Here is an 18,851-nt window from a genome sequence, read left to right as displayed (position 1 = left end):
TATACGGGCGGCCTGAATGCAACTTGCATCATGGTGCTGGAATAAAATGGGCGCGGGGCGCCCATTGATTGCCGGATGGGCAAAACTTAGATTTTACCAACCAGATCTAAGGATGGAGCCAGAGTCGCTTCGCCTTCTTTCCATTTCGCCGGGCATACTTCGCCTGGGTGAGAAGCCACGTATTGAGCAGCTTTCACTTTACGCAGCAGGTCAGAAGCATCACGGCCGATACCTTCAGCGGTAACTTCGATAGCCTGGATAATGCCCTGCGGGTCAACAACGAAGGTGGCGCGGTCTGCCAGGCCTTCATCTTCACGCATGTTGTCGAAGTTACGGGTCAGGGCGCCAGTCGGGTCGCCGATCATCGCGTATTTGATTTTCGCGATGGTTTCAGAGCTGCTGTGCCATGCTTTGTGGGTGAAGTGGGTATCGGTAGAGACAGAGTAAACGTCTACGCCCAGCTTCTGCAGTTCGTCGTAATGGTCTGCAACGTCACCCAGTTCAGTCGGGCAAACGAAGGTAAAGTCAGCCGGATAGAAGAAGAAGACGCTCCAGCGGCCTTCGGTATCTTTCTCGGTAACTTCGATGAACTCACCGTTTTTGAACGCCTGGTTTTTGAAAGGTTTAATTTTGGTATTAATCAAAGACATCTGTACTTCCTCCGTGTTTTCGTTGAGATGTAAGGTAACCAACTTTATTCATCGGGGCTAATGCGTATGCTTTATCAAATCAATCAGCCAAACCTTACAACGTCGACAAGACAACAAGGTGAACCTTTTACAGGAAAGCCTGAAAGTAAAAAGGCCGCCTCAACGGGCGGCCCTGATACCTGAATTCCCCGCAGGTACATTCAGTGCCAGCCGAAACTGGCGTTGCGTTGCGCTCTACAACCCTCTATATCAAGGCGGTAACAGCCTTTTGATTACACCACCCGCGCAGGGATTGAGCAATCCATAAGAGAGGCATTCCTGCCTATGGCTGTGATAGGTTGTGTCGAATACCATTCCGTAGCGTTATAAATTTATTTTTATTATAAAACTATCACAATATATAAATGACAATTGTCATTTAATACGATCACTCCCTCTTTTAAGATAAAATTATCCTCCTCACCTTTGAAGCGCTATTTCAATAATCTGCCACCGTGATATATTAAGGTAGTTTTAATTTAAAACTAAGAGAATTAACCGAAAGAATTATAAATGGTTAGCCTCAAACTATTGTTATCAGTTATATGATAACCACAGCAAACGCAGCACCCTCAGGACGAAACATGGCAAACCTGTATGACCTTAAAAAATTCGATCTTAATCTGTTAGTCATTTTCGAGTGCATTTACCAGCACCTTAGTATCAGTAAAGCCGCCGAGACGCTGTATATCACACCCTCTGCCGTGAGCCAGTCACTGCAACGTCTGAGAGGACAACTCAACGATCCTCTGTTTATCCGTTCCGGTAAAGGGATCACGCCCACGACCGTCGGCGTCAATTTGCATCATCATCTGGAACAGAACCTGAACCAGCTGGAGCAGACTATCAATATCATGCACAGCAGCGGGTTAAAGAAGAATTTTGTCATTTACTGCCCGCATTTTATGAGTACGAAAGCAACGCTTGACCCTATAAAACTGCTCATGGATAACCATAATTATTCAATTGAATTACATGATGTTTTTCTTTCATCTGATTCAGCGGAAGATCTCTTAGCCTACAGAAGAGCCGACCTGATATTTTCGTTTTCGTCCTCTAACAGTCATTCCGTCGCCTGTAGCCTCTACCATAAGCTTCCTTTCGTTCTCGTTTGTCGGGAGGGCCATCCCCGCCTCAGCGAAAATCCCACGCGTGAAGAGATTCTAAATGAAAACTTCACCGCCTACCTGAACGACGAGAACAGCTTCAAAGACTATCAGGAAAAGGCCGAAAGCCTGTTAACCAAAAGAAATATCGTCTATCGTAGCGACTCTTTTATATCCCTTCTGTCGATGATCGGTTCATCCGACCTCATAGGATTAGTGCCTATGCCGGCCTTCGAAAAATATGGACCAGCCCTCAACCTGCGCAAAGTGGAAACAGATATTCAATTCCCCAGTATTGATATTTACATGATGTACAACCGTTCCGCGCTCAATAGCTCGGCATTCGCGAGTTTTATTGAAGAGATATCCTTACCGTAAGATATTGCTGTGGTTCTCGCACAAAATGAGAACCACGTCTTTAAAAAGGCATCACCGTTATAGAATTAAGCGGCATATATCCACTTAATTATTGCCTGATATCATCCTCTCTTTAATATTGGCGCTACAGTCTGGTATTTATTCCGCAGGATGAGAATAAGCCAGGCGCTGGGAATGGACGGCGATGAAGTCTTGCGCCTCAGGCAAATCAACGGTCTGCTGGAGCTGTTTGCAGACCGCCGTGACTCAGAAGCCTGGACGATGAAATAATCAGAGCGTGTTCAGACGCTCTGCCGCCGCCAGCAGAGTCGATTCCTGCTTCGCAAAGCAAAGACGAATCAGCTTATGCGGGAAAGGATCGGCGCAGAACACCGACAGCGGAATGGCGGCCACGCCCACCTCTTTCGTCAGCCACTGGCAGAAACTCACGTCGTCCAGATCCGATATCGCGCTGTAGTCGGCGAGCAGAAAATAGGTCCCTTCTGAGGGCAAAATTTCCAGACGGCTTTTGCTTAGCGCTGTCACAAACAGATCCCGACGTTCACGATAGAAGTGCGGCAGCTCGCGATAGTGCTCCGGCTCGGCACGCAGCATATCCGCCAGCGCCAGCTGAGCCGGCGTGTTCACGGCAAAGGTCAGGTACTGATGCACCTTGCGCAACTCGGCGCTGATGGCGGCCGGTGCAACGCAGTAGCCCACTTTCCAGCCGGTCATGTGGTAAGTCTTACCGAATGACGAGACGGCGATAGCGCGCTCGCGAAGCTGTGGATGGGCCAGCACGCTGGCGTGTCCTTCTTCTGCAAAGCAGATGTGCTCGTAGACCTCATCGCTCAGCACGTAAATTTCACGTTCCGCAATCGCGTGCCAGAGCGCGGCGAAATCGGCCGTTTGCCACACCGTCGCCGACGGGTTGTGCGGGGTATTCAGGATCACCAGGCGGGTTTTGTCGCTCAGCAGCGCGGCAAACGCCTGCCAGTCAGGGCGAAAATGCGGCGGCTGAAGCGCCACGCGTTTCACCACGCCGCCGGAGAGCTCAACCGCAGGCGCATAGCTGTCGTAGCTCGGATCAAAGCAGATGACTTCATCGCCCGCACGCACCAGCGCGGTGATGGCCGCATAGAGCGCTTCGGTCGCCCCTGCCGTCACCGTAATGTCGGTGTTCGCATCGGGCTTATGGCCGTACAGCTCCGCCGTTTTATCCGCAATGGCTTCCCGCAGCACCTGCACGCCCGTCATCGGCGCATACTGATTCGCCCCCTGCGCCACGTGGTACGCCAGACGCTCCTGTAGGTACGCCGGGCCATCGAAATCCGGAAAGCCCTGAGAAAGGTTAATGGCGTTGTGCTGCTGCGCCAGAGCGCTCATCTGCGTAAAGATGGTAGTACCGAGATTGGGAAGTTTACTCTGCGGAATCAATGCGTTATTGCTCATTGTGTCGTGCCTGCTTGTAATACTTATGTTGCTGCCACTATAACACGATGTTAGTCTTTGGCAATCAAGACGCTTAGACGTCTAAACCATATGAATATTCCTGGCCGCGAGGGTAAAAGGAAATGACAGACAACCTGCAACTCACACATCTTGTCGACGCCTGCAGCTGGATTGGCGCCAAAGGCTGGGCCCCCGCCACCGGCGGCAATATGTCGGTGCGCCAGGACGAACGCCTCTGCTGGCTCAGCGAATCTGGCAAAGACAAAGGCAGCCTGACAACGGAGGATTTTCTGCAGGTTGAAATCGCCACCAACCGGGCGCCGTCTGGCCGCAGGCCGTCGGCGGAGACCGGTCTTCACACGCTGATTTATCGCCTGTTCCCGGAAGCCAACGCCGTCCTGCACGTTCATACCGTCAACGCCACGGTGCTGTCGCGTCTGGTCAAAGAAGCCGAGCTCAACATCAGCGGCTTTGAGATGCAAAAGTCCCTCTCCGGGCAGACCACGCATCTGGATACGGTGGCTATCCCGGTCTTTGATAACGACCAGGATATTGACGCCCTCGCTTCCCGAATCGCCCATTACGCACAGGAACGCCCGCTTAATTATGGTTTTCTTCTGCGCGGTCATGGCTTAACCTGCTGGGGACGCGACGTGGCCGAGGCCCGCCGTCATCTGGAAGGACTAGAATTCTTATTTGAATGCGAAATGCGTTTACGACAACTGGAGAGAGTATGATTCGCGCGATTGTGACGGATATTGAAGGGACCACCAGCGATATCCGTTTTGTCCATGATGTTTTGTTCCACTACGCGCGTGAGCGGCTGGCGGCCTTCGTGACCGCGCAGCAGTACGCCGAGCCGGTCAAATCCATTCTGGACAACCTGCGTGATGAAATCGGTAACCCGCACGCCAGCGTCAGCGAGCTTATCGAGGCCCTTTTTGCCTTTATGGATGAGGACCGCAAATCCACGGCGCTCAAAGCCCTGCAGGGGATCATCTGGCATGACGGCTACGTGAACGGCGACTTTACCGGCCACCTCTATCCGGACGTACTGCCTGCGCTGGAAAAGTGGAAAGCGCAAGGGATTGATCTCTATGTTTATTCCTCTGGCTCCGTCGCCGCGCAGAAACTGTTATTTGGCTACAGCGACGAAGGTGATATTACTCATCTGTTCAGCGGCTATTTTGATACCCACATCGGCGCCAAGCGCGAAGTGCAGTCTTATCAGAATATTGCGGCACAAACGGGCATCGCCCCGTCGCAGATCCTGTTCCTGTCCGATATTCATCAGGAGCTGGACGCGGCTGAACAGGCAGGTTTTCGCACCCTGCAGCTGATTCGCGGTGATGATGACGGCGCAAGCCATCACCATCAGGTCCACCAGTTTGACGAGATTAATCCGGAGCAGATCCCTTCATGAGCGCATTGACCATTTATTCCGATAAAGATGCCAGTCAACACCAGTGGCACAGCACCGACGCCGCCGAGATCGCCCAGCAGCTCAACGCTAAAGGCGTGCGGTTTGAACGCTGGGCTGCGGATCACGATTTAGGCCACGATCCCGCGCCCGAAGCCGTGATCGAGGCGTATCAGCATGCGATCGACAAGCTGGTGGCGGAGAAAGGCTATCAGAGCTGGGACGTGATCAGCCTGCGCGCCGACAACCCGCAGAAAGAGGCGCTGCGCGCGAAGTTCCTGAACGAACATACCCACGGCGAAGACGAAGTGCGCTTTTTCGTGGAAGGCGCAGGGCTGTTCTGCCTGCACATTGGCGATGAGGTGTATCAGGTGCTGTGTGAGAAAAACGATCTGATTTCCGTTCCCGCGGGCACGCCGCACTGGTTTGATATGGGCTCCGAGCCGAACTTTACCGCCATTCGTATTTTCGACAATCCGGAAGGCTGGGTGGCCCAGTTTACGGGCGATGCCATCGCGGATGCGTATCCACGGTTAGCATAATCTTTTCTCCCTCTCCCTGTGGGAGAGGGCCGGGGTGAGGGCATCAGGCCGCTCGAGCTTCAACGCTTCAGTCCTTTCACATACCCCACCAGCTGATCCAGCACAATCCCCCACCCTTCGTGGAAGCCCATCTGTTCATGCTGCTCGCGGATTTCCTTCGTTGGATGACGCGCAATCGCCGTGTAGCGGGTCTTGCCCTCACCCACATCTTCCAGCAGCAGGATCGCCGTCATAAACGGCTTCTCGGCCGGTTTCCAGCCTTCGGTATAGCCGTCGGTAAAGACCAGCTTTTTACCCGGGTCGATTTCAAGAAATACGCCCCGGTTATCCATCCGCTGACCGTCCACATCAAACACGGTGTTGAACCGCCCGCCCACGCGCAGGTCGAGGTCGCATTCGGTCACCTTATGGGGAGCAGGAATGAAGAAGTTTTTGATGTGTTCCGGCGTGGTCCAGCACAGCCACAGCAGGTCGCGCGGTGCGTCCACCACGCGCTCCAGTTTTAAGTCAGTTTCAGGATCGAGCGTCACGATATTGTCCTCTTAAGGGAACCCCTTAAAGGATAGCCGGACTCAGGCGAATTTCCCGTTTGCCACCGCTTCCGGCGTGACCACGCCCGTGTCCAGCACCCAGCCGCTAATGAGTGAGGCAGGCGTAACGTCAAACGCCGGGTTATAGACCTGCGCGTTTTCCGGCGCCCACTGCACCGCGCCAAAGCTTCCGGCCACGCCCGTCACCTCGCTGGCGGCGCGCTGCTCAATCGGGATCGCGTCACCGTTCGGGCAGTCCGGATCGAGGGTCGTTTGCGGGGCGGCAACGTAGAACGGAATGCCGTGGAATTTCGCCAGCACCGCCAGAGAATAGGTGCCGATCTTGTTCGCCACGTCGCCGTTGGCGGCAATACGGTCTGCGCCCACCCACACGGCGTCTACCTGCCCTTTTGCCATCAGGCTGGCGGCCATGGAATCGGTAATCAGCCGATACGGCACGCCCAGCTCGCCCAGCTCCCATGCGGTTAATCTGCCGCCCTGCAGCAGCGGACGGGTTTCATCCACCCAGACGCTGCTGACGTTGCCCTCCTGATGCGCGCGGGCAATCACGCCCAGCGCGGTGCCAACGCCCGCCGTTGCCAGCCCACCGGTGTTGCAGTGGGTCAGCAGACGGCTGCCGGGCTTCACCAGCGCGCTGCCGGCTTTGGCAATCGCGTCGCAAAGACGTTTGTCTTCGTCAATCAGGCGCAGCGCTTCGGCCACCAGCGCCGGAACATACTCTTCCTGCCACAGCGCAATCTTCATGCGGTCGAGATTGTTCATCAGGTTCACCGCCGTCGGGCGGGACGCGCGCAGGGTTTCCAGCGCCGCCGCCAGCTCGTCTTGGCTTTTGCCGTTTTCCGCCAGCAGCGCCAGCAGCAGGCTTGCAGAGAGACCAATCAGCGGCGCGCCGCGTACGCGCAGGGCGTGGATATGCCCGACCAGCGCCTCGACCGTCGAGGCATCCAGCCAGCGTTTCTCCTGCGGAAGCGCCTGCTGATCGAGAATATAGAGCTGATTATCCGCCACCCGCAGGCTGGTCGTCTGTAATGTCTGCATGTCGTTAATTCCCTGTTGCGTTGTTGTAGCACATTGTGTCAGGATGAAATCCAGATGTATAGACGTCTACATGTCTTAATTAGAAAACTCGTGAGGAGCAGGCCATGTCGCAATACCGTACCTTTACCGCTCAGGACGCCGTGGAGTATGCCAGGCGGTTTGGCGGACTTGACGATCCTTCATCGCTGGTAGAGGCGCAGGAAGTAGGCGACGGCAACCTCAATCTGGTATTTAAAATTTTCGACGGCGCGGGCGTGAGCCGCATCGTCGTTAAGCAGGCGCTGCCCTACGTGCGCTGCGTCGGCGAGTCCTGGCCGCTGACGCTGGACCGCGCCCGTCTTGAAGCGCAAACCCTGGTCGAGCACTACCAGCACAGCCCGCAGCACACCGTGAAAATCCACCACTTTGACCCGGAGCTGGCGGTGATGGTGATGGAAGATCTCTCCAGCCATCGCATCTGGCGCGGCGAGCTGATCAACAACATTTACTACCCGCAGGCGGCGCAGCAGCTGGGCGAATACCTCGCGCACGCGCTGTTCCACACCAGCGATTTCTACCTGCAGCCGCACGAGAAAAAAGCGCAGGTGGCGAAATTCATCAACCCGGAGATGTGCGAGATCACCGAAGATCTGTTCTTCAACGATCCGTACCAGATCCACGAGCGCAACAGCTACCCGGCAGAGCTGGAAAATGACGTCGCAGCCCTGCGCGACGACGCTCAGCTTAAAATTGCCGTGGCCTCCCTGAAGCACCGCTTCTTCTCGCACGCCGAAGCGCTCCTGCACGGCGATATTCACAGCGGCTCGATTTTTGTGGCCGACGGCAGCCTGAAGGCCATCGACGCCGAGTTCGGCTACTTTGGCCCGATTGGCTTTGACGTCGGTACCGCCATCGGCAACCTGCTGCTGAACTTCTGCGGCCTGCCGGGGCACCTGGGCATTCGCGATGCCGCCGCCGCGCGCGAGCAGCGCCTGACCGATATTCAGGAGCTGTGGAACACCTTCGCGGAACGCTTCCAGGCGCTGGCAAACGAGAAAACGCGCGACGCCGCGCTCGGCGCGCCGGGCTATGCCTCCGCGTTCCTGAAAAAGGTCTGGCATGACGCCATCGGCTTCTGCGGCACCGAGCTCATTCGCCGCAGCGTCGGGCTTTCCCACGTCGCGGATATCGACACCATTCAGGACGAGGCGATGCGCCACGAGTGCCTGCGCCACGCCATAACGCTTGGTAAAGCGCTGATTGTCATTGCCGACCGCATCGACAGCGCGGAAGATCTGGTGGCACGAGTGCGGCAGTACAGCTGATTACATTTGGTTTTCTCCCTCTCCCTGTGGGAGAGGGCCGGGTGAGGGCATAAAACCGCACTTACCCCAAATACTCAATCACCGACAGCCCGCCGTTATAGTCCGTGCTGTAAATAATCCCCTGCGCATCCACAAACACGTCGCACGACTGGATCACCCGCGGACGATTTGGCCGCGTGTCCATCATTCTCTCCGGCGCGGCGGGCACCAGCGCACCGGTTTCCACCGGTCGATACGGATTGGAAATGTCATACGCACGCACGCCCGCGTTCTGATACGTCGCAAAAATCAGCGTCGAGCTGACGAAACTCCCCGGCCGGTTCTCGTGCAGGTTATGCGGGCCAAAATGCGCCCCTTTCGCCACGTAGTCGGTTTCATCCGGCTGCGGGAAGGTCGAGATGCTCACCGGGTTCGACGGCTCGCGGATATCAAACAGCCAGATCAACTTTTCGCCGTCCTGCTGGTTATCCAGCACCGCTTCGTCCAGAACTACCAGCAGATCGCGGTCCGGCAGCGGCAGCGCGGTGTGCGTCCCGCCGCCAAACGGCGGGCTCCAGTTGCGGTGGCTAATCAGCTTCGGCCGGGTGCGGTCCTTCACGTCCAGCAGCGTCAGGCCGCCGTCGCGCCAGCTGCCGTAGGCGGTATCGCCCGCGATAATCGCGTGGTGCAGCGCGTAGCGTTTCCCTTCCGGCCAGTTCGGCGTCTCCCCTTCCGCCTGGTTCATCCCCGGCAGCCACCAGCGCCCCGCCACTTCAGGCTTGCGCGGGTCCGCCAGGTCGATGGTCAGGAAGATATAGTCGGTAAAGCCGTCGATAAGCGCCGACACGTAGGCCCAGCGGCCGCCGACGTACCAGATGCGGTGAATGCCGATGCCGCTCAGCGACAGAAAGCCGATTTCGCTCGGCCTGTCGGGCGTGGAGATATCAAACACCCGCAGCCCGGCGCTCCAGCCTTTGTCCTGCACGTCGCTGACGGTCTCCCCCACCTGGCGGGTGTAGTAGATCTTCTCGTCGGCAAAGCGGGCATCGGCAAACAGATCCCGGGCGTTAATCACCAGCAGCAGGTCATCATGCGCCTGCAGGTGCACGTTCCAGGTGCCGGGCGGCGCGGGCACGTAGCCCGCCGCTTTCGGGTTCTTCGGGTCGCGCACGTCGACAATCGAAAAGCCCTGCGACACCATGTGGCCGATATAGGCGAAACCGCGATGCACCATCAGCTGCACGCCGTCCGGGCGACCGCCCTGGTCGCTATGGCCAATCAGCCGCATATTGCGGCTGTATTCTGGAAGGGGTACTTGCGTCACCGTTAGCTCCTTTGGGTTTTCCCCCTCTCCCTGTGGGAGAGGGCCGGGGTGAGGGCATCAGGCCGCACCTGACGCCACCCGGCCTGGTTTTACTTGTTTTTCGCTTCCAGCGTCGCAAACCACGGCGCGATAAAATCTTCCGTCTGGCCCCAGCCCGGAATGATTTTCCCCAGAGACGCCACGTTCACCGGGCCCGGCTGGGCGGTCAGCAGCGCCTGTGGAATGGCCGCCGCTTTGAAATCGTAGGTTGCAGGCGTTGCTTCCCCGGCAATCTTGTTCGCCACCAGGCGCACGTTCGTCGCGCCAATCAGCTTCGGATCCACCGCCACGCTCACCTTCCACGCGCTGCCCGGCTCGCGCATCAGCTGCAGATCCTGGTTGGAGATGTCAATGCTGTAGAGCTTGATCTCAGTGCGGCCGTTCTCTTTCAGCGCCTTATACGCGCCCTGGCTGAAGGCGTCCCAGGTGCCCCAGATGGCGTCGATTTTGCCTTTCGGGTATTTCGCGAGGATCGCCCCCACCTTGTTGGCGGTATCACCCTGCACGTCAGAGGAGACGGCGCCGATGGACTCCAGCTCTTTGATGTCCGGATACTGCTTTTGCAGCTCTTTATAGGCCGCCTGACGACGCTCCATCGGCGGGAAGCCCGCCACCCACAGCTTGACGATATTGGCCTTTCCGTTGAAATCTTTCGCCAGCTGGCCGAAGGAGAGGTTCGTCAGGGAGGCATCGTCCTGCTGGGTAACGGTCACGCCAGGGATCTCGCCGTTAACCGCCGTATCAAAGACGGATACTTTGATCCCGGCATCCACCGCTTTCTTCACCAGCGCGGTGGAGTACGGATCGCGCCCCTGAGAGAGAATAATCCCGTCATATTTCTGGCTGATCGCCTGGTTAACGAAGTCCTGGAATTTGGCGTCATCCCCGTTGCTTAAAAAGGTGCTGACCTTAAAGCCGAGCTTTTTCCCTTCCTGAATTGCGCCAGCAATAAACTGCGTGGTGTTGTCGTCTGAGCCAAGGTTACGGATCACCGCGATGCGGATCGGGCCGTCATGGTTCGCAATGGCAGCCGGAAGCGGCGCGGGCGTAGCCGCGAAGCCTGGCAGAGCAGTGAGCAACCCAAGTGCCACCAAAGAGAGTGCAATCTTTTTCATTTTTTATCCCGTTGTGTTGTCAGCGTTTTTGTATGTAGGTAATCGCCAGCGCTACCGCGAGCACCAGCCCTTTTATAATGTCCATGGCGTAGTACGGCACGGAGAGCATCACCAGCCCGTTCGACAGCACGCCGAGAATGACCGCCCCGACCAGGGTTCCCAGCGCGTTCGGCTTGCCGGAGCCTGCCAGGGAGAAGCCAATCCACGCCGCCGCCACCGCATCCATCAGGTATCCGCCGCCCGCATTCACCTGCGACGAACCGATGCGCGACGCCAGCAAAATCCCGCCCAGTCCCGCCAGCAGCGAGGCAATCACGTAGGCCGCCACCTTGTAGCGCGTGGTGCGAATGCCGGAGAGACGCGCGGCTTCGGGTTGCCGCCGATGGCGTACATCCGGCGCCCGTGAGTGGTCAGCGAGAGGCCCAGCTGCGCCAGCACGGTCACCACCAGCATGACGATCACGATGGTCGGCACCTGCCCCAGCAGGCTGAACGCCGCCGGAATAGTGCCTTCCGCCATGTCGCCGCTCGGCAGCACCATGTTCTCGGTAATCGACCCGCCGTAGCTGTAGGTCATCGCCACGCCCTGAATGACGAACAGGCTGGCAAGCGTCGCGAGCATGTCCGGAATACGCAGGATGACGATCAGAAAAGCGTTAAACAAACCCACCAGCGTGCAGAGCGCGAGGGTGATCAGAATCGACTCGGTGGTACCAAAGCCGTGCCAGACGAAAAGGGAAATCACCAGCGCGTTCGCCAGCGAGGCGGTGGATCCGACAGAGAGATCGAACCCGCCGATGGTCAATGATATCGACACGCCAATAGCAATCACCGTCACGATGGCAATCGAGCGCAGAATGTTGATGATGTTGTTCGGATCGAGGAAGCTGTCCGACGCCAGGCCAAAGACGGCCACCAGCGCGACGACGGTTAACAGCATGCCCCACCTGTAGAGAAAATCGAAAATCTGCTGGCGGCCAGACGCCGCCGCGTTCACTGAAAGGGCCTTGCTCACGACGCCGTTCCTCCGGTTGAATAATAAAGTAGTGTCTCTTCTCGAGCCTCGGCCCCGGCGATTTCCGCCACGATGCGCCCGTCCCACAGGACGCAGATGCGGTCGCACAGCCCGACCAGCTCGGCAAATTCGCCCGAGGCGTAAATCACCCCTTTGCCCTCGCGCGCCAGGCCATCAATCAGCTGGAACAGATCGGTTTTGGCCTTCACGTCCACGCCTTTGGTTGGCTCGTCGAATATCAGCACGCGGGCGTCATTGCGCAGCCATTTACCGATGGCGACCTTCTGCTGGTTGCCGCCGGATAAGCGGCGCAGCACCTGCCCCGGCCCGCGCGTGCGCACGCCGACGCGGGCAATCACCTCTTCCGCCCAGCGCCACGCCTGACGATGGCCAAACAGGCTCCAGCGCGAAAAGCTGTTATCGGCGCTCACTGCAAGGTTCATGCTCACCGGCTCGTCGATAAAAATGCCCTCTTTGCGGCGCTCCTCCGGCACCAGCGCCAGACCGCGCAGCACGGAGTCGGCCGGATCGCGCGGCTGCCAGGATTGATGATTCAGCTCGCCGCGCGCCACGCGGCTTTTGGTGGCGCCAAACAGCGCCTTGCAGAGTTCGGTTTTCCCCGCCCCCGCCAGCCCGGCAATCCCGAGAATTTCGCCTTTGCGCAGGTGCAGGGAGATATCTTTCAGCAGCGCGTCATCGTGAAGCCCCTCAACGCGCAGCAGCGTTTCGTCGCCGTGCGGCGGTCGCGCGGGCGGATAGATATCGCTCAGCACGTGGCCGAGCATCTTCTCGACGATCGCTTCGCCGCTAAGATCGGCCATCGGGCCGGACTCGATCAGCTTGCCGTCGCGCAGCACCGTTAAGGTGTCGCAGATGGCCTTCAGCTCGTGAATGCGGTGAGAGATAAACACCACGCCGATGCCCTGCTGCTTTAAACGTCTCACTACCCTAAACAGGCGCTCGCTCTCATGCGCGTCCAGCGGCGCGGTGGGCTCATCAAGAATCAAAAAACGGCAGTGGTGGGACAGGGCCCGCGCCAGCAAAATCTGCTGCTTTTCAGCCAGCGAACAGCCGTCGATGGAACGGCGAACGTCCAGCGTCACGTCGAGCTGCGCCAGCGCCTGTCTCGCCTGCTGGCGGATCGCGCGCCAGCTGAAGCGATGCCCCGGCTGCGCCAGCTGGTCGAGCATGATGTTTTCGGCGATGCTTAACCCCGGGATCAGCGCCACGTCCACCTCCTGCTGTACGAGGTGGATCCCCAGCCGTTTGGCGTCAAGCGGTTCACGGATGCTCACCGGCTGGTTGTTAATGCTGATCTCGCCCTCATAGTGGTCGTGCGTCCCGCACAGCACCGCCATCAGCGTCGATTTCCCCGCGCCGTTGGCGCCGGTCAGCGCGTGTACGGATCCGCCGGTTAAGGTAAAGTCCACGCGCGACAGCGCCTGAAAGCCGGAAAAGGCCAGGCTGATACCGCGCATCTCAAGGCGACTGGAAACCATCCGCGTAAATCCTTCATTACTCTTCTGATTTATCGAATTTTTCACAGCTCTGGTTGACTGACAACGACGGAAAAGGCATAAGTTAAAGCGAAATATTATTAGCCATCCGGATGTCCAGACATAACATCGGGTTAGCGCTTGCTAAAAAAGGACACCATCATGAGCAACACCGATATCCGCGTCGTGCCTGGCCCGGCGAACTACTTCTCTCATCCAGGGAGCCTTGCGCATCTGGATAACTTCTTTACCCCGGAACAGCTTTCCCGCGCGGTGTGGATCTACGGCGAGCGCGCTATCGAAGGCGCGCGCCCTTTCCTGCCGGCGAGCTTTAACGCGCCAGGGGCGAAACGCCTGCTGTTTAAAGGCCACTGCAGCGAGCGCGACGTCACCCATCTGGTGAATGAATCCGGCAGCAACGCCAGCGTGGTGATTGGCGTCGGCGGCGGCGCGGTGATGGATACCGTCAAGGCCGTGGCGCGCCGCTTAGGGGTGCCGTTTGTGGGCATCCCCACCATTGCCGCCACCTGTGCGGCGTGGACCCCGCTCTCCGTCTGGTACAACGATGCCGGTCAGGCGCTGCATTTTGAGATCTTCGACGACGCCAACTTCCTGGTGCTGGTGGAGCCGCAGATCGTCCTTAACGCTCCGGCGGAATATCTGCTGGCGGGCATCGGCGATACGCTGGCGAAGTGGTACGAAGCAGTGGTGTTGGCACCTGATCCGGAGAACCTGCCGCTGACCGTGCGGCTGGGCATTAACGGCGCGCTGGCGATCCGCGACGTGCTGCTGTCGCGCAGCGAAGAGGCGCTGGCCGACCAGCAGCGCGGCGAACAGACGCAGGCCTTCCGGGACGTGGTGGATGCGATTATCGCCGGTGGCGGGATGGTCGGCGGCCTGGGCGAGCGCTATACCCGCGTGGCGGCGGCGCATGCGGTACACAACGGCTTAACCGTGCTGCCGCAGACGGAAAAATACCTGCACGGTACCAAGGTGGCCTTCGGCATTCTGGTGCAAAGCGCCCTGCTCGGCCAGGACGACGTGCTGGCGCAGCTGGTGACGGCTTACCAGCGTTTTAACCTGCCGACCACGCTTCGCGAGCTGGACGTCGACATCAATAACCGCGACGAGCTGGATAAGGTCATAGCCCACACCCTGCGCCCGGTGGAGTCGATTCACTATTTACCGGTTGCGTTAACGCCTGACGTTCTGCGCGCCGCGTTTGAGAAAGTGGAATCCTTCAGCCGTTAATCGCCCCGACAGGCTATACCTAATGATGATTCTTACCACTCTCGTAACGAGGTCATCATGCAGATCGATTTAACAGGTAAAAAGGCGCTGGTTACCGGTGCCAGCCGCGGGTTGGGTCGTGCGATTGCCCTGTCGCTGGCGCGCGCCGGTGCGGATGTGATTATTACGTATGAAAAATCTGCCGATAAAGCCCAGGCGGTCGCCGATGAGATTAAGGCGCTGGGACGACACAGCGAAGCCGTTCAGGCCGACAGCGCCAGCGCGCAGGCGATTCAGGATGCCGTCACCCATGCGGCGCGTTCTCTTGGCGGGCTGGACATTCTGGTCAACAACGCCGGGATCGCGCGCGGCGGCCCGCTGGAGTCCATGACGCTGGCGGACATTGACGCCCTAATCAACGTCAATATTCGCGGCGTGGTGATCGCCATTCAGGAAGCGCTGGTGCACATGTCCGACGGCGGACGCATTATCAACATCGGCAGCTGTCTGGCAAACCGCGTGGCTATGCCGGGCATTGCCGTTTACTCGATGACCAAATCGGCGCTGAACTCCCTCACCCGCGGGCTGGCCCGTGATTTAGGGCCGCGCGGCATTACCGTTAACCTGGTGCACCCCGGCCCTACCAACAGCGATATGAACCCGGAAGACGGGGAACAGGCTGACTCTCAGCGTCAGCTTATTGCCCTGGGCCATTACGGCCAGCCGGAAGACGTCGCGGCGGCGGTCACGTTTCTTGCTAGCCCGGCTGCCGGTCAGATCTCCGGTACCGGTCTGGACGTGGACGGCGGTTTGAACGCCTGATCGCAATCTCCCTGCAAGCCTCTGTCGTCCGGCAGAGGCGTTTCCGAGCGCCCTCGACGGTTCGCGTTTTGCCGCTTTCTCCGGTTATTTCCCCGCTCTACAGTACCCCATTAGAAATTCGGAATTTATCTAATAGCCTTATTATTCCCTTATACTTTGTGTGGGCGTACAGTGGAGGTACGGATGAAGATTGTCTGGTCAAAGAATGCAAAGAAAGAGTTTTTCAAAATCGATGGCCGATATCAGCGAAGAATCAAAGCAAAACTTGCTGAGCTGGACGATCGCTCAGCTCCCCGGCCCGATATCAAAAAAATATCGGCGATAGAAAATCAATTCCGGCTACGCGTTGGCGATTACCGCATTCTGATTACACTTCGGGACGATCCCGATAACCATTGTTATGTTTTGGCCGTCAAGCGCAGAACATCAACGACCTACCTTCACGAGGAGAAAGCCCCCTATGGCTGTTCAGCTAATTAAGGACGATGACGGAAAAGCGCAGTACGTCGTTATTCCCTATGATGAATACTTTCGTATGTGCTTACAGATGGCAGAAATCGACGACGAAACCGATGATGATCTAGAGGATATTGAAGTCGAACACGATTGTTATGATGACGTAGGATTACCTGGTGAAGTATGCGACGTCATGCATAACGAGAACGTCAGCCTGCAGGCCGCGTGGCGTATCCTGCGCGGCATGTCCCAGCAGGAGGTAGCTGAGAAACTCGGCATCACCCAGTCCGCCGTGTCACAACTGGAAGCGCTGGACTCCCGTCCGCAAAAGCGCACCCGTGAAAAGCTGGCTGCTATCTACGGCTGCAAGCAGGAACAGATCAGCCTCTATTTACCGAAAGAGGGTTAACAGCACTTCGCCCCACCCTTGCCGCCGTAGCGGGCGTCCTGGCGGTCGCGGAAAAATTCTTCGTAGGTCATGGGCGTCTGGTCCGGATGGTTGACGCGCATATGCTCGACGTAATTGTCGTAGTCCGGCACGCCAATCATCATTTTGGCGGCCTGGCCCAGGTACTTACCTGCTTTGGAAAGGGTGTCGAACATAATCAGTTTCTCGTTTGTTTCCGGCTCTCTCCCGAAGGGAAAGGCCGGAGAAGAAATGTGTGCCGGGTAAGGCGAAGCCGCCACCCGGCACACAGGTTAGTGCGCCCCTTTCGCCTGGGTCACAATCTCTTCCAGGTTTTCAGGCATCGGCTCGTACGGCGTCTCTTTCGCCGTTGGCTTATCGTTTTTCAACGCAGCCAGCGCGGTCTTGAGAGAATACAACGCCAGCACCACGACCACCACCATAAAGAAGATAGTCAGCCCGGCGTCCAGACGGTTGTTAAACACCAGCTGAGACAGCTGGGACTCCGTGTACTGCGCCGGGATCTTACCGCTGTCGATCATCGCCTGGAACTTGTTGGCAATCGCCAGGAAGCCCACCTTGTTGTCCGGGCTGAAGGCCTTCTGCCAGCCCGCCGTCAGGGTACAGATCAGCAGCCACGCGGTTGGCACCAGTGCAACCCACGCGTAACGCTGGCGCTTCATCTTGAACAGCACCACCGCGCAGAGCATCAGCGCCATACCTGCCAGCATCTGGTTGGCGATACCAAACAGCGGCCACAGGGTGTTAATTCCGCCCAGCGGATCGACCACGCCCTGATGCAGGAAGTAGCCCCACGCCAGCACGCACAGCGCCGTTGCCAGCAGGTTCGCCGGGAGCGAATCGGTACGCTTCAGGTTCGGAGAGATCACGCCAAGCAGGTCCTGCAGCATAAAGCGCGCCGCACGGGTTCCCGCATCCACCGCCGTCAGGATAAACAGCGCCTCGAACAGGATGGCGAAGTGATACCAGAACGACACGTCCATCAGCCCGCCCAGCGCGCCGTGAAGAATATACGCCATGCCGACCGCCAGCGTCGGCGCCCCGCCCGCACGGGAGATAATCGACTGCTCGCCCACTTCACTGGCGATGCTCGTCAACGTATCAGGGGTAATTGCAAAGCCCCAACCGCTCACCACCTGCGCGGCGGACGCCACCACGTCAACGGTGCCAGCCGGTGCCAGTACCGCCATCGGGCTGTTCATCGCGAAATACACGCCCGGGTCGATGATGCAGGCAGAGACCAGCGCCATGATGGCGACAAAGGATTCCATCAGCATGCCGCCGTAGCCGATCAGGCAGGCCTGATTTTCATTCGCCAGCATCTTCGGCGTGGTTCCGGAAGCGATCAGCGCGTGGAAGCCGGACACCGCGCCGCAGGCGATGGTGATAAACAGGAACGGGAACAGGTTACCGGTCCAGACCGGGCCGGTACCGTCGATGAATTTGGTTAACGCAGGCATGGTCAGGGTCGGGCGCATAATCAGAATGCCGATCGCCAGCCCGACGATGGTGCCGATTTTCAGGAACGTAGAGAGATAGTCACGCGGAGCCAGCAGCAGCCATACCGGCAGCACCGCCGCCACAAAGCCGTAGCCCACCAGCATCCAGGTCAGCTGGACGCCGGTAAAGTCGAAGAACGGCGCCCAGGTCGGGCTTTCCGCCACCCAGCCGCCGGAGATAATGGCGAACACCAGGAACACCAGGCCAATTACCGACACCTCACCAATGCGGCCGGGGCGCAGGTAGCGAATATAAATCCCCATAAACAGCGCCAGCGGAATGGTGAAGGCAACGGTATAGGTCCCCCACGGGCTGTGGGTCAGCGCTTTCACCACGATCATCGCCAGCACCGCGAGGATGATCACCATGATCATAAAGGTCGCCACCAGCGCAATCACCCCAGCGGTTGCCCCCATCTCCTCTTTCACCAGCTCACCCAGCGAACGCCCGTCGCGGCGGGTCGAGACGAACAGCACCATAAAGTCCTGCACCGCGCCCGCCAGCACCACGCCCGCGAGGATCCAGATCATCCCCGGCAGGTAGCCCATCTGCGCCGCCAGCACCGGCCCTACCAGCGGCCCCGCTCCGGCAATCGCCGCAAAATGGTGACCGAACAGCACTTTTTTGTCGGTCGGCACGTAGTCCAGCCCGTCGTTATGGCGGACGGCAGGCGTCATGCGCGTAGCGTCAACGCCCAGAACGTTCTTCGCGATATAGCGGCCATAAAAACGGTACGCGATCAGATAAATGCAGACGGAGGCGACGACGATCCAGAGCGCATTGATCTGTTCCCCCCGGTTGAGGGCGATATAGCCCAGGGCAAAGGCTCCCACAACGGAGAGCCCTGCCCATATAAGGTATTTCCCTGAGTTGTTCATAGTTGTTGTCCGTTGTTGTGAAACAGTGAGATGTTACATTTTGTTTCTAGAACAACCGGAAAAATTTAACAACTTTGAAACGCAATAATGCGTGGTCGAACCAGAGATTTAC

18 protein-coding genes and 2 pseudogenes are annotated in these 18,851 nt (G+C 58.0%); 10 read left to right on the top strand and 10 right to left on the bottom strand.

The genetic code is table 11. The features are described 5' to 3' along the window. Nucleotides 1–86: 86 nt before the first annotated feature. Entirely contained in the window at nt 87–650 is a 564-nt protein-coding gene (gene ahpC / locus ACJ69_RS01500) for an alkyl hydroperoxide reductase subunit C (protein ID WP_008501015.1), read from the bottom strand. A 623-nt stretch (nt 651–1,273) separates the two neighbouring features. Here ahpC and citR point away from each other — a divergent pair. Together citR and ACJ69_RS25610 are read left to right on the top strand one after the other, a co-directional pair. After that, nucleotides 1,274–2,173, top strand: a complete 900-nt coding sequence (gene citR, locus ACJ69_RS01495) for a DNA-binding transcriptional repressor CitR (RefSeq protein ID WP_029740124.1) — start codon at nt 1,274–1,276, stop codon at nt 2,171–2,173. A gap of 153 nt (nt 2,174–2,326) precedes the next feature. Then, nucleotides 2,327–2,443: pseudogene (locus ACJ69_RS25610) on the top strand (hypothetical protein); the annotation flags it as partial. Here ACJ69_RS25610 and ACJ69_RS01490 read toward each other — a convergent pair. Further along, on the bottom strand, nt 2,444–3,604 hold the full coding sequence (locus ACJ69_RS01490; protein WP_054830254.1) for a pyridoxal phosphate-dependent aminotransferase: 1,161 nt from the start codon (nt 3,602–3,604) through the stop codon (nt 2,444–2,446). Between the two features lie 122 nt (nt 3,605–3,726). Between ACJ69_RS01490 and ACJ69_RS01485 the strand changes: the two genes are divergently transcribed. From ACJ69_RS01485 to ACJ69_RS01475, 3 genes are read left to right on the top strand one after another with little or no spacing between them, the layout of a single operon-like run. Then, nucleotides 3,727–4,341, top strand: coding sequence for a methylthioribulose 1-phosphate dehydratase (locus ACJ69_RS01485; protein WP_054830255.1), 615 nt, complete (start codon nt 3,727–3,729; stop codon nt 4,339–4,341). Beyond that, nucleotides 4,338–5,027 (top strand): acireductone synthase, encoded by a 690-nt coding sequence (gene mtnC, locus ACJ69_RS01480; RefSeq protein WP_059346327.1) that lies wholly within the window; start codon nt 4,338–4,340, stop codon nt 5,025–5,027. Before ACJ69_RS01485 ends, mtnC begins: the two co-directional genes overlap by 4 nt. Then, complete coding sequence (locus ACJ69_RS01475; RefSeq protein ID WP_059346326.1) at nt 5,024–5,566, top strand: 1,2-dihydroxy-3-keto-5-methylthiopentene dioxygenase; 543 nt, start codon at nt 5,024–5,026, stop codon at nt 5,564–5,566. The genes mtnC and ACJ69_RS01475 overlap by 4 nt, the downstream gene beginning before the upstream one ends. A gap of 59 nt (nt 5,567–5,625) precedes the next feature. On the opposite strand, the gene ACJ69_RS01470 is transcribed toward ACJ69_RS01475, so the two are convergent. Beyond that, entirely contained in the window at nt 5,626–6,096 is a 471-nt protein-coding gene (locus ACJ69_RS01470; protein ID WP_029740120.1) for an SRPBCC family protein, read from the bottom strand. Between the two features lie 42 nt (nt 6,097–6,138). Further along, nucleotides 6,139–7,155 carry an S-methyl-5-thioribose-1-phosphate isomerase gene (mtnA, locus tag ACJ69_RS01465; RefSeq protein WP_059346325.1) on the bottom strand — a complete coding sequence of 339 codons (1,017 nt, stop codon included), beginning with the start codon at nt 7,153–7,155 and terminating at the stop codon, nt 6,139–6,141. A gap of 104 nt (nt 7,156–7,259) precedes the next feature. Between mtnA and mtnK the strand changes: the two genes are divergently transcribed. Beyond that, nucleotides 7,260–8,459 (top strand): S-methyl-5-thioribose kinase, encoded by a 1,200-nt coding sequence (gene mtnK, locus ACJ69_RS01460; protein ID WP_059346324.1) that lies wholly within the window; start codon nt 7,260–7,262, stop codon nt 8,457–8,459. A 61-nt stretch (nt 8,460–8,520) separates the two neighbouring features. On the opposite strand, the gene ACJ69_RS01455 is transcribed toward mtnK, so the two are convergent. The 4 genes and pseudogenes from ACJ69_RS01455 to ACJ69_RS01440 all read right to left on the bottom strand — a co-directional run bounded on the left by ACJ69_RS01455 (nt 8,521) and on the right by ACJ69_RS01440 (nt 13,429). Then, a complete protein-coding gene (locus ACJ69_RS01455; RefSeq protein WP_181599700.1) occupies nt 8,521–9,762 on the bottom strand; it encodes an LVIVD repeat-containing protein in 1,242 nt (413 codons plus the stop codon). 89 nt (nt 9,763–9,851) lie between these two features. After that, nucleotides 9,852–10,916: a sugar ABC transporter substrate-binding protein gene (locus tag ACJ69_RS01450; RefSeq protein WP_023310718.1), complete on the bottom strand. Its 1,065-nt coding sequence runs from the start codon at nt 10,914–10,916 to the stop codon at nt 9,852–9,854. Between the two features lie 19 nt (nt 10,917–10,935). Beyond that, nucleotides 10,936–11,930: pseudogene (locus tag ACJ69_RS01445) on the bottom strand (ABC transporter permease). Then, nucleotides 11,927–13,429, bottom strand: a complete 1,503-nt coding sequence (locus ACJ69_RS01440; RefSeq protein WP_059346322.1) for a sugar ABC transporter ATP-binding protein — start codon at nt 13,427–13,429, stop codon at nt 11,927–11,929. The pseudogene ACJ69_RS01445 and the gene ACJ69_RS01440 overlap by 4 nt, the downstream one beginning before the upstream one ends. Before the next feature lie 159 nt (nt 13,430–13,588). Here ACJ69_RS01440 and ACJ69_RS01435 point away from each other — a divergent pair, with 159 nt between their 5' ends. From ACJ69_RS01435 to ACJ69_RS01420, 4 genes are all read left to right on the top strand, one after another. After that, nucleotides 13,589–14,677 (top strand): oxidoreductase, encoded by a 1,089-nt coding sequence (locus tag ACJ69_RS01435; RefSeq protein WP_059346321.1) that lies wholly within the window; start codon nt 13,589–13,591, stop codon nt 14,675–14,677. Between the two features lie 57 nt (nt 14,678–14,734). After that, the gene (locus ACJ69_RS01430; protein WP_054830388.1) at nt 14,735–15,478 is read left to right on the top strand and encodes an SDR family NAD(P)-dependent oxidoreductase; all 744 of its coding nucleotides are present in this window, start codon (nt 14,735–14,737) and stop codon (nt 15,476–15,478) included. Between the two features lie 183 nt (nt 15,479–15,661). Next, nucleotides 15,662–15,958 carry a type II toxin-antitoxin system RelE family toxin gene (locus ACJ69_RS01425; protein WP_054830389.1) on the top strand — a complete coding sequence of 99 codons (297 nt, stop codon included), beginning with the start codon at nt 15,662–15,664 and terminating at the stop codon, nt 15,956–15,958. After that, a complete protein-coding gene (locus ACJ69_RS01420) occupies nt 15,939–16,343 on the top strand; it encodes a helix-turn-helix domain-containing protein (RefSeq protein ID WP_032661025.1) in 405 nt (134 codons plus the stop codon). Before ACJ69_RS01425 ends, ACJ69_RS01420 begins: the two co-directional genes overlap by 20 nt. On the opposite strand, the gene ACJ69_RS01415 is transcribed toward ACJ69_RS01420, so the two are convergent. After that, nucleotides 16,340–16,537: a YbdD/YjiX family protein gene (locus ACJ69_RS01415; protein ID WP_006809671.1), complete on the bottom strand. Its 198-nt coding sequence runs from the start codon at nt 16,535–16,537 to the stop codon at nt 16,340–16,342. The two genes, ACJ69_RS01420 and ACJ69_RS01415, sit on opposite strands and share 4 nt — an antisense overlap. A gap of 96 nt (nt 16,538–16,633) precedes the next feature. Then, nucleotides 16,634–18,739, bottom strand: coding sequence for a pyruvate/proton symporter CstA (gene cstA / locus ACJ69_RS01410; RefSeq protein ID WP_029740112.1), 2,106 nt, complete (start codon nt 18,737–18,739; stop codon nt 16,634–16,636). Nucleotides 18,740–18,851 lie beyond the last annotated feature (112 nt).

The organism is Enterobacter asburiae, assembly GCF_001521715.1.
Lineage (GTDB): Bacteria > Pseudomonadota > Gammaproteobacteria > Enterobacterales > Enterobacteriaceae > Enterobacter > Enterobacter asburiae.
Note: the sequence above shows the minus strand (reverse complement) of the source record. Positions and strands in the feature narration are given on the sequence as shown.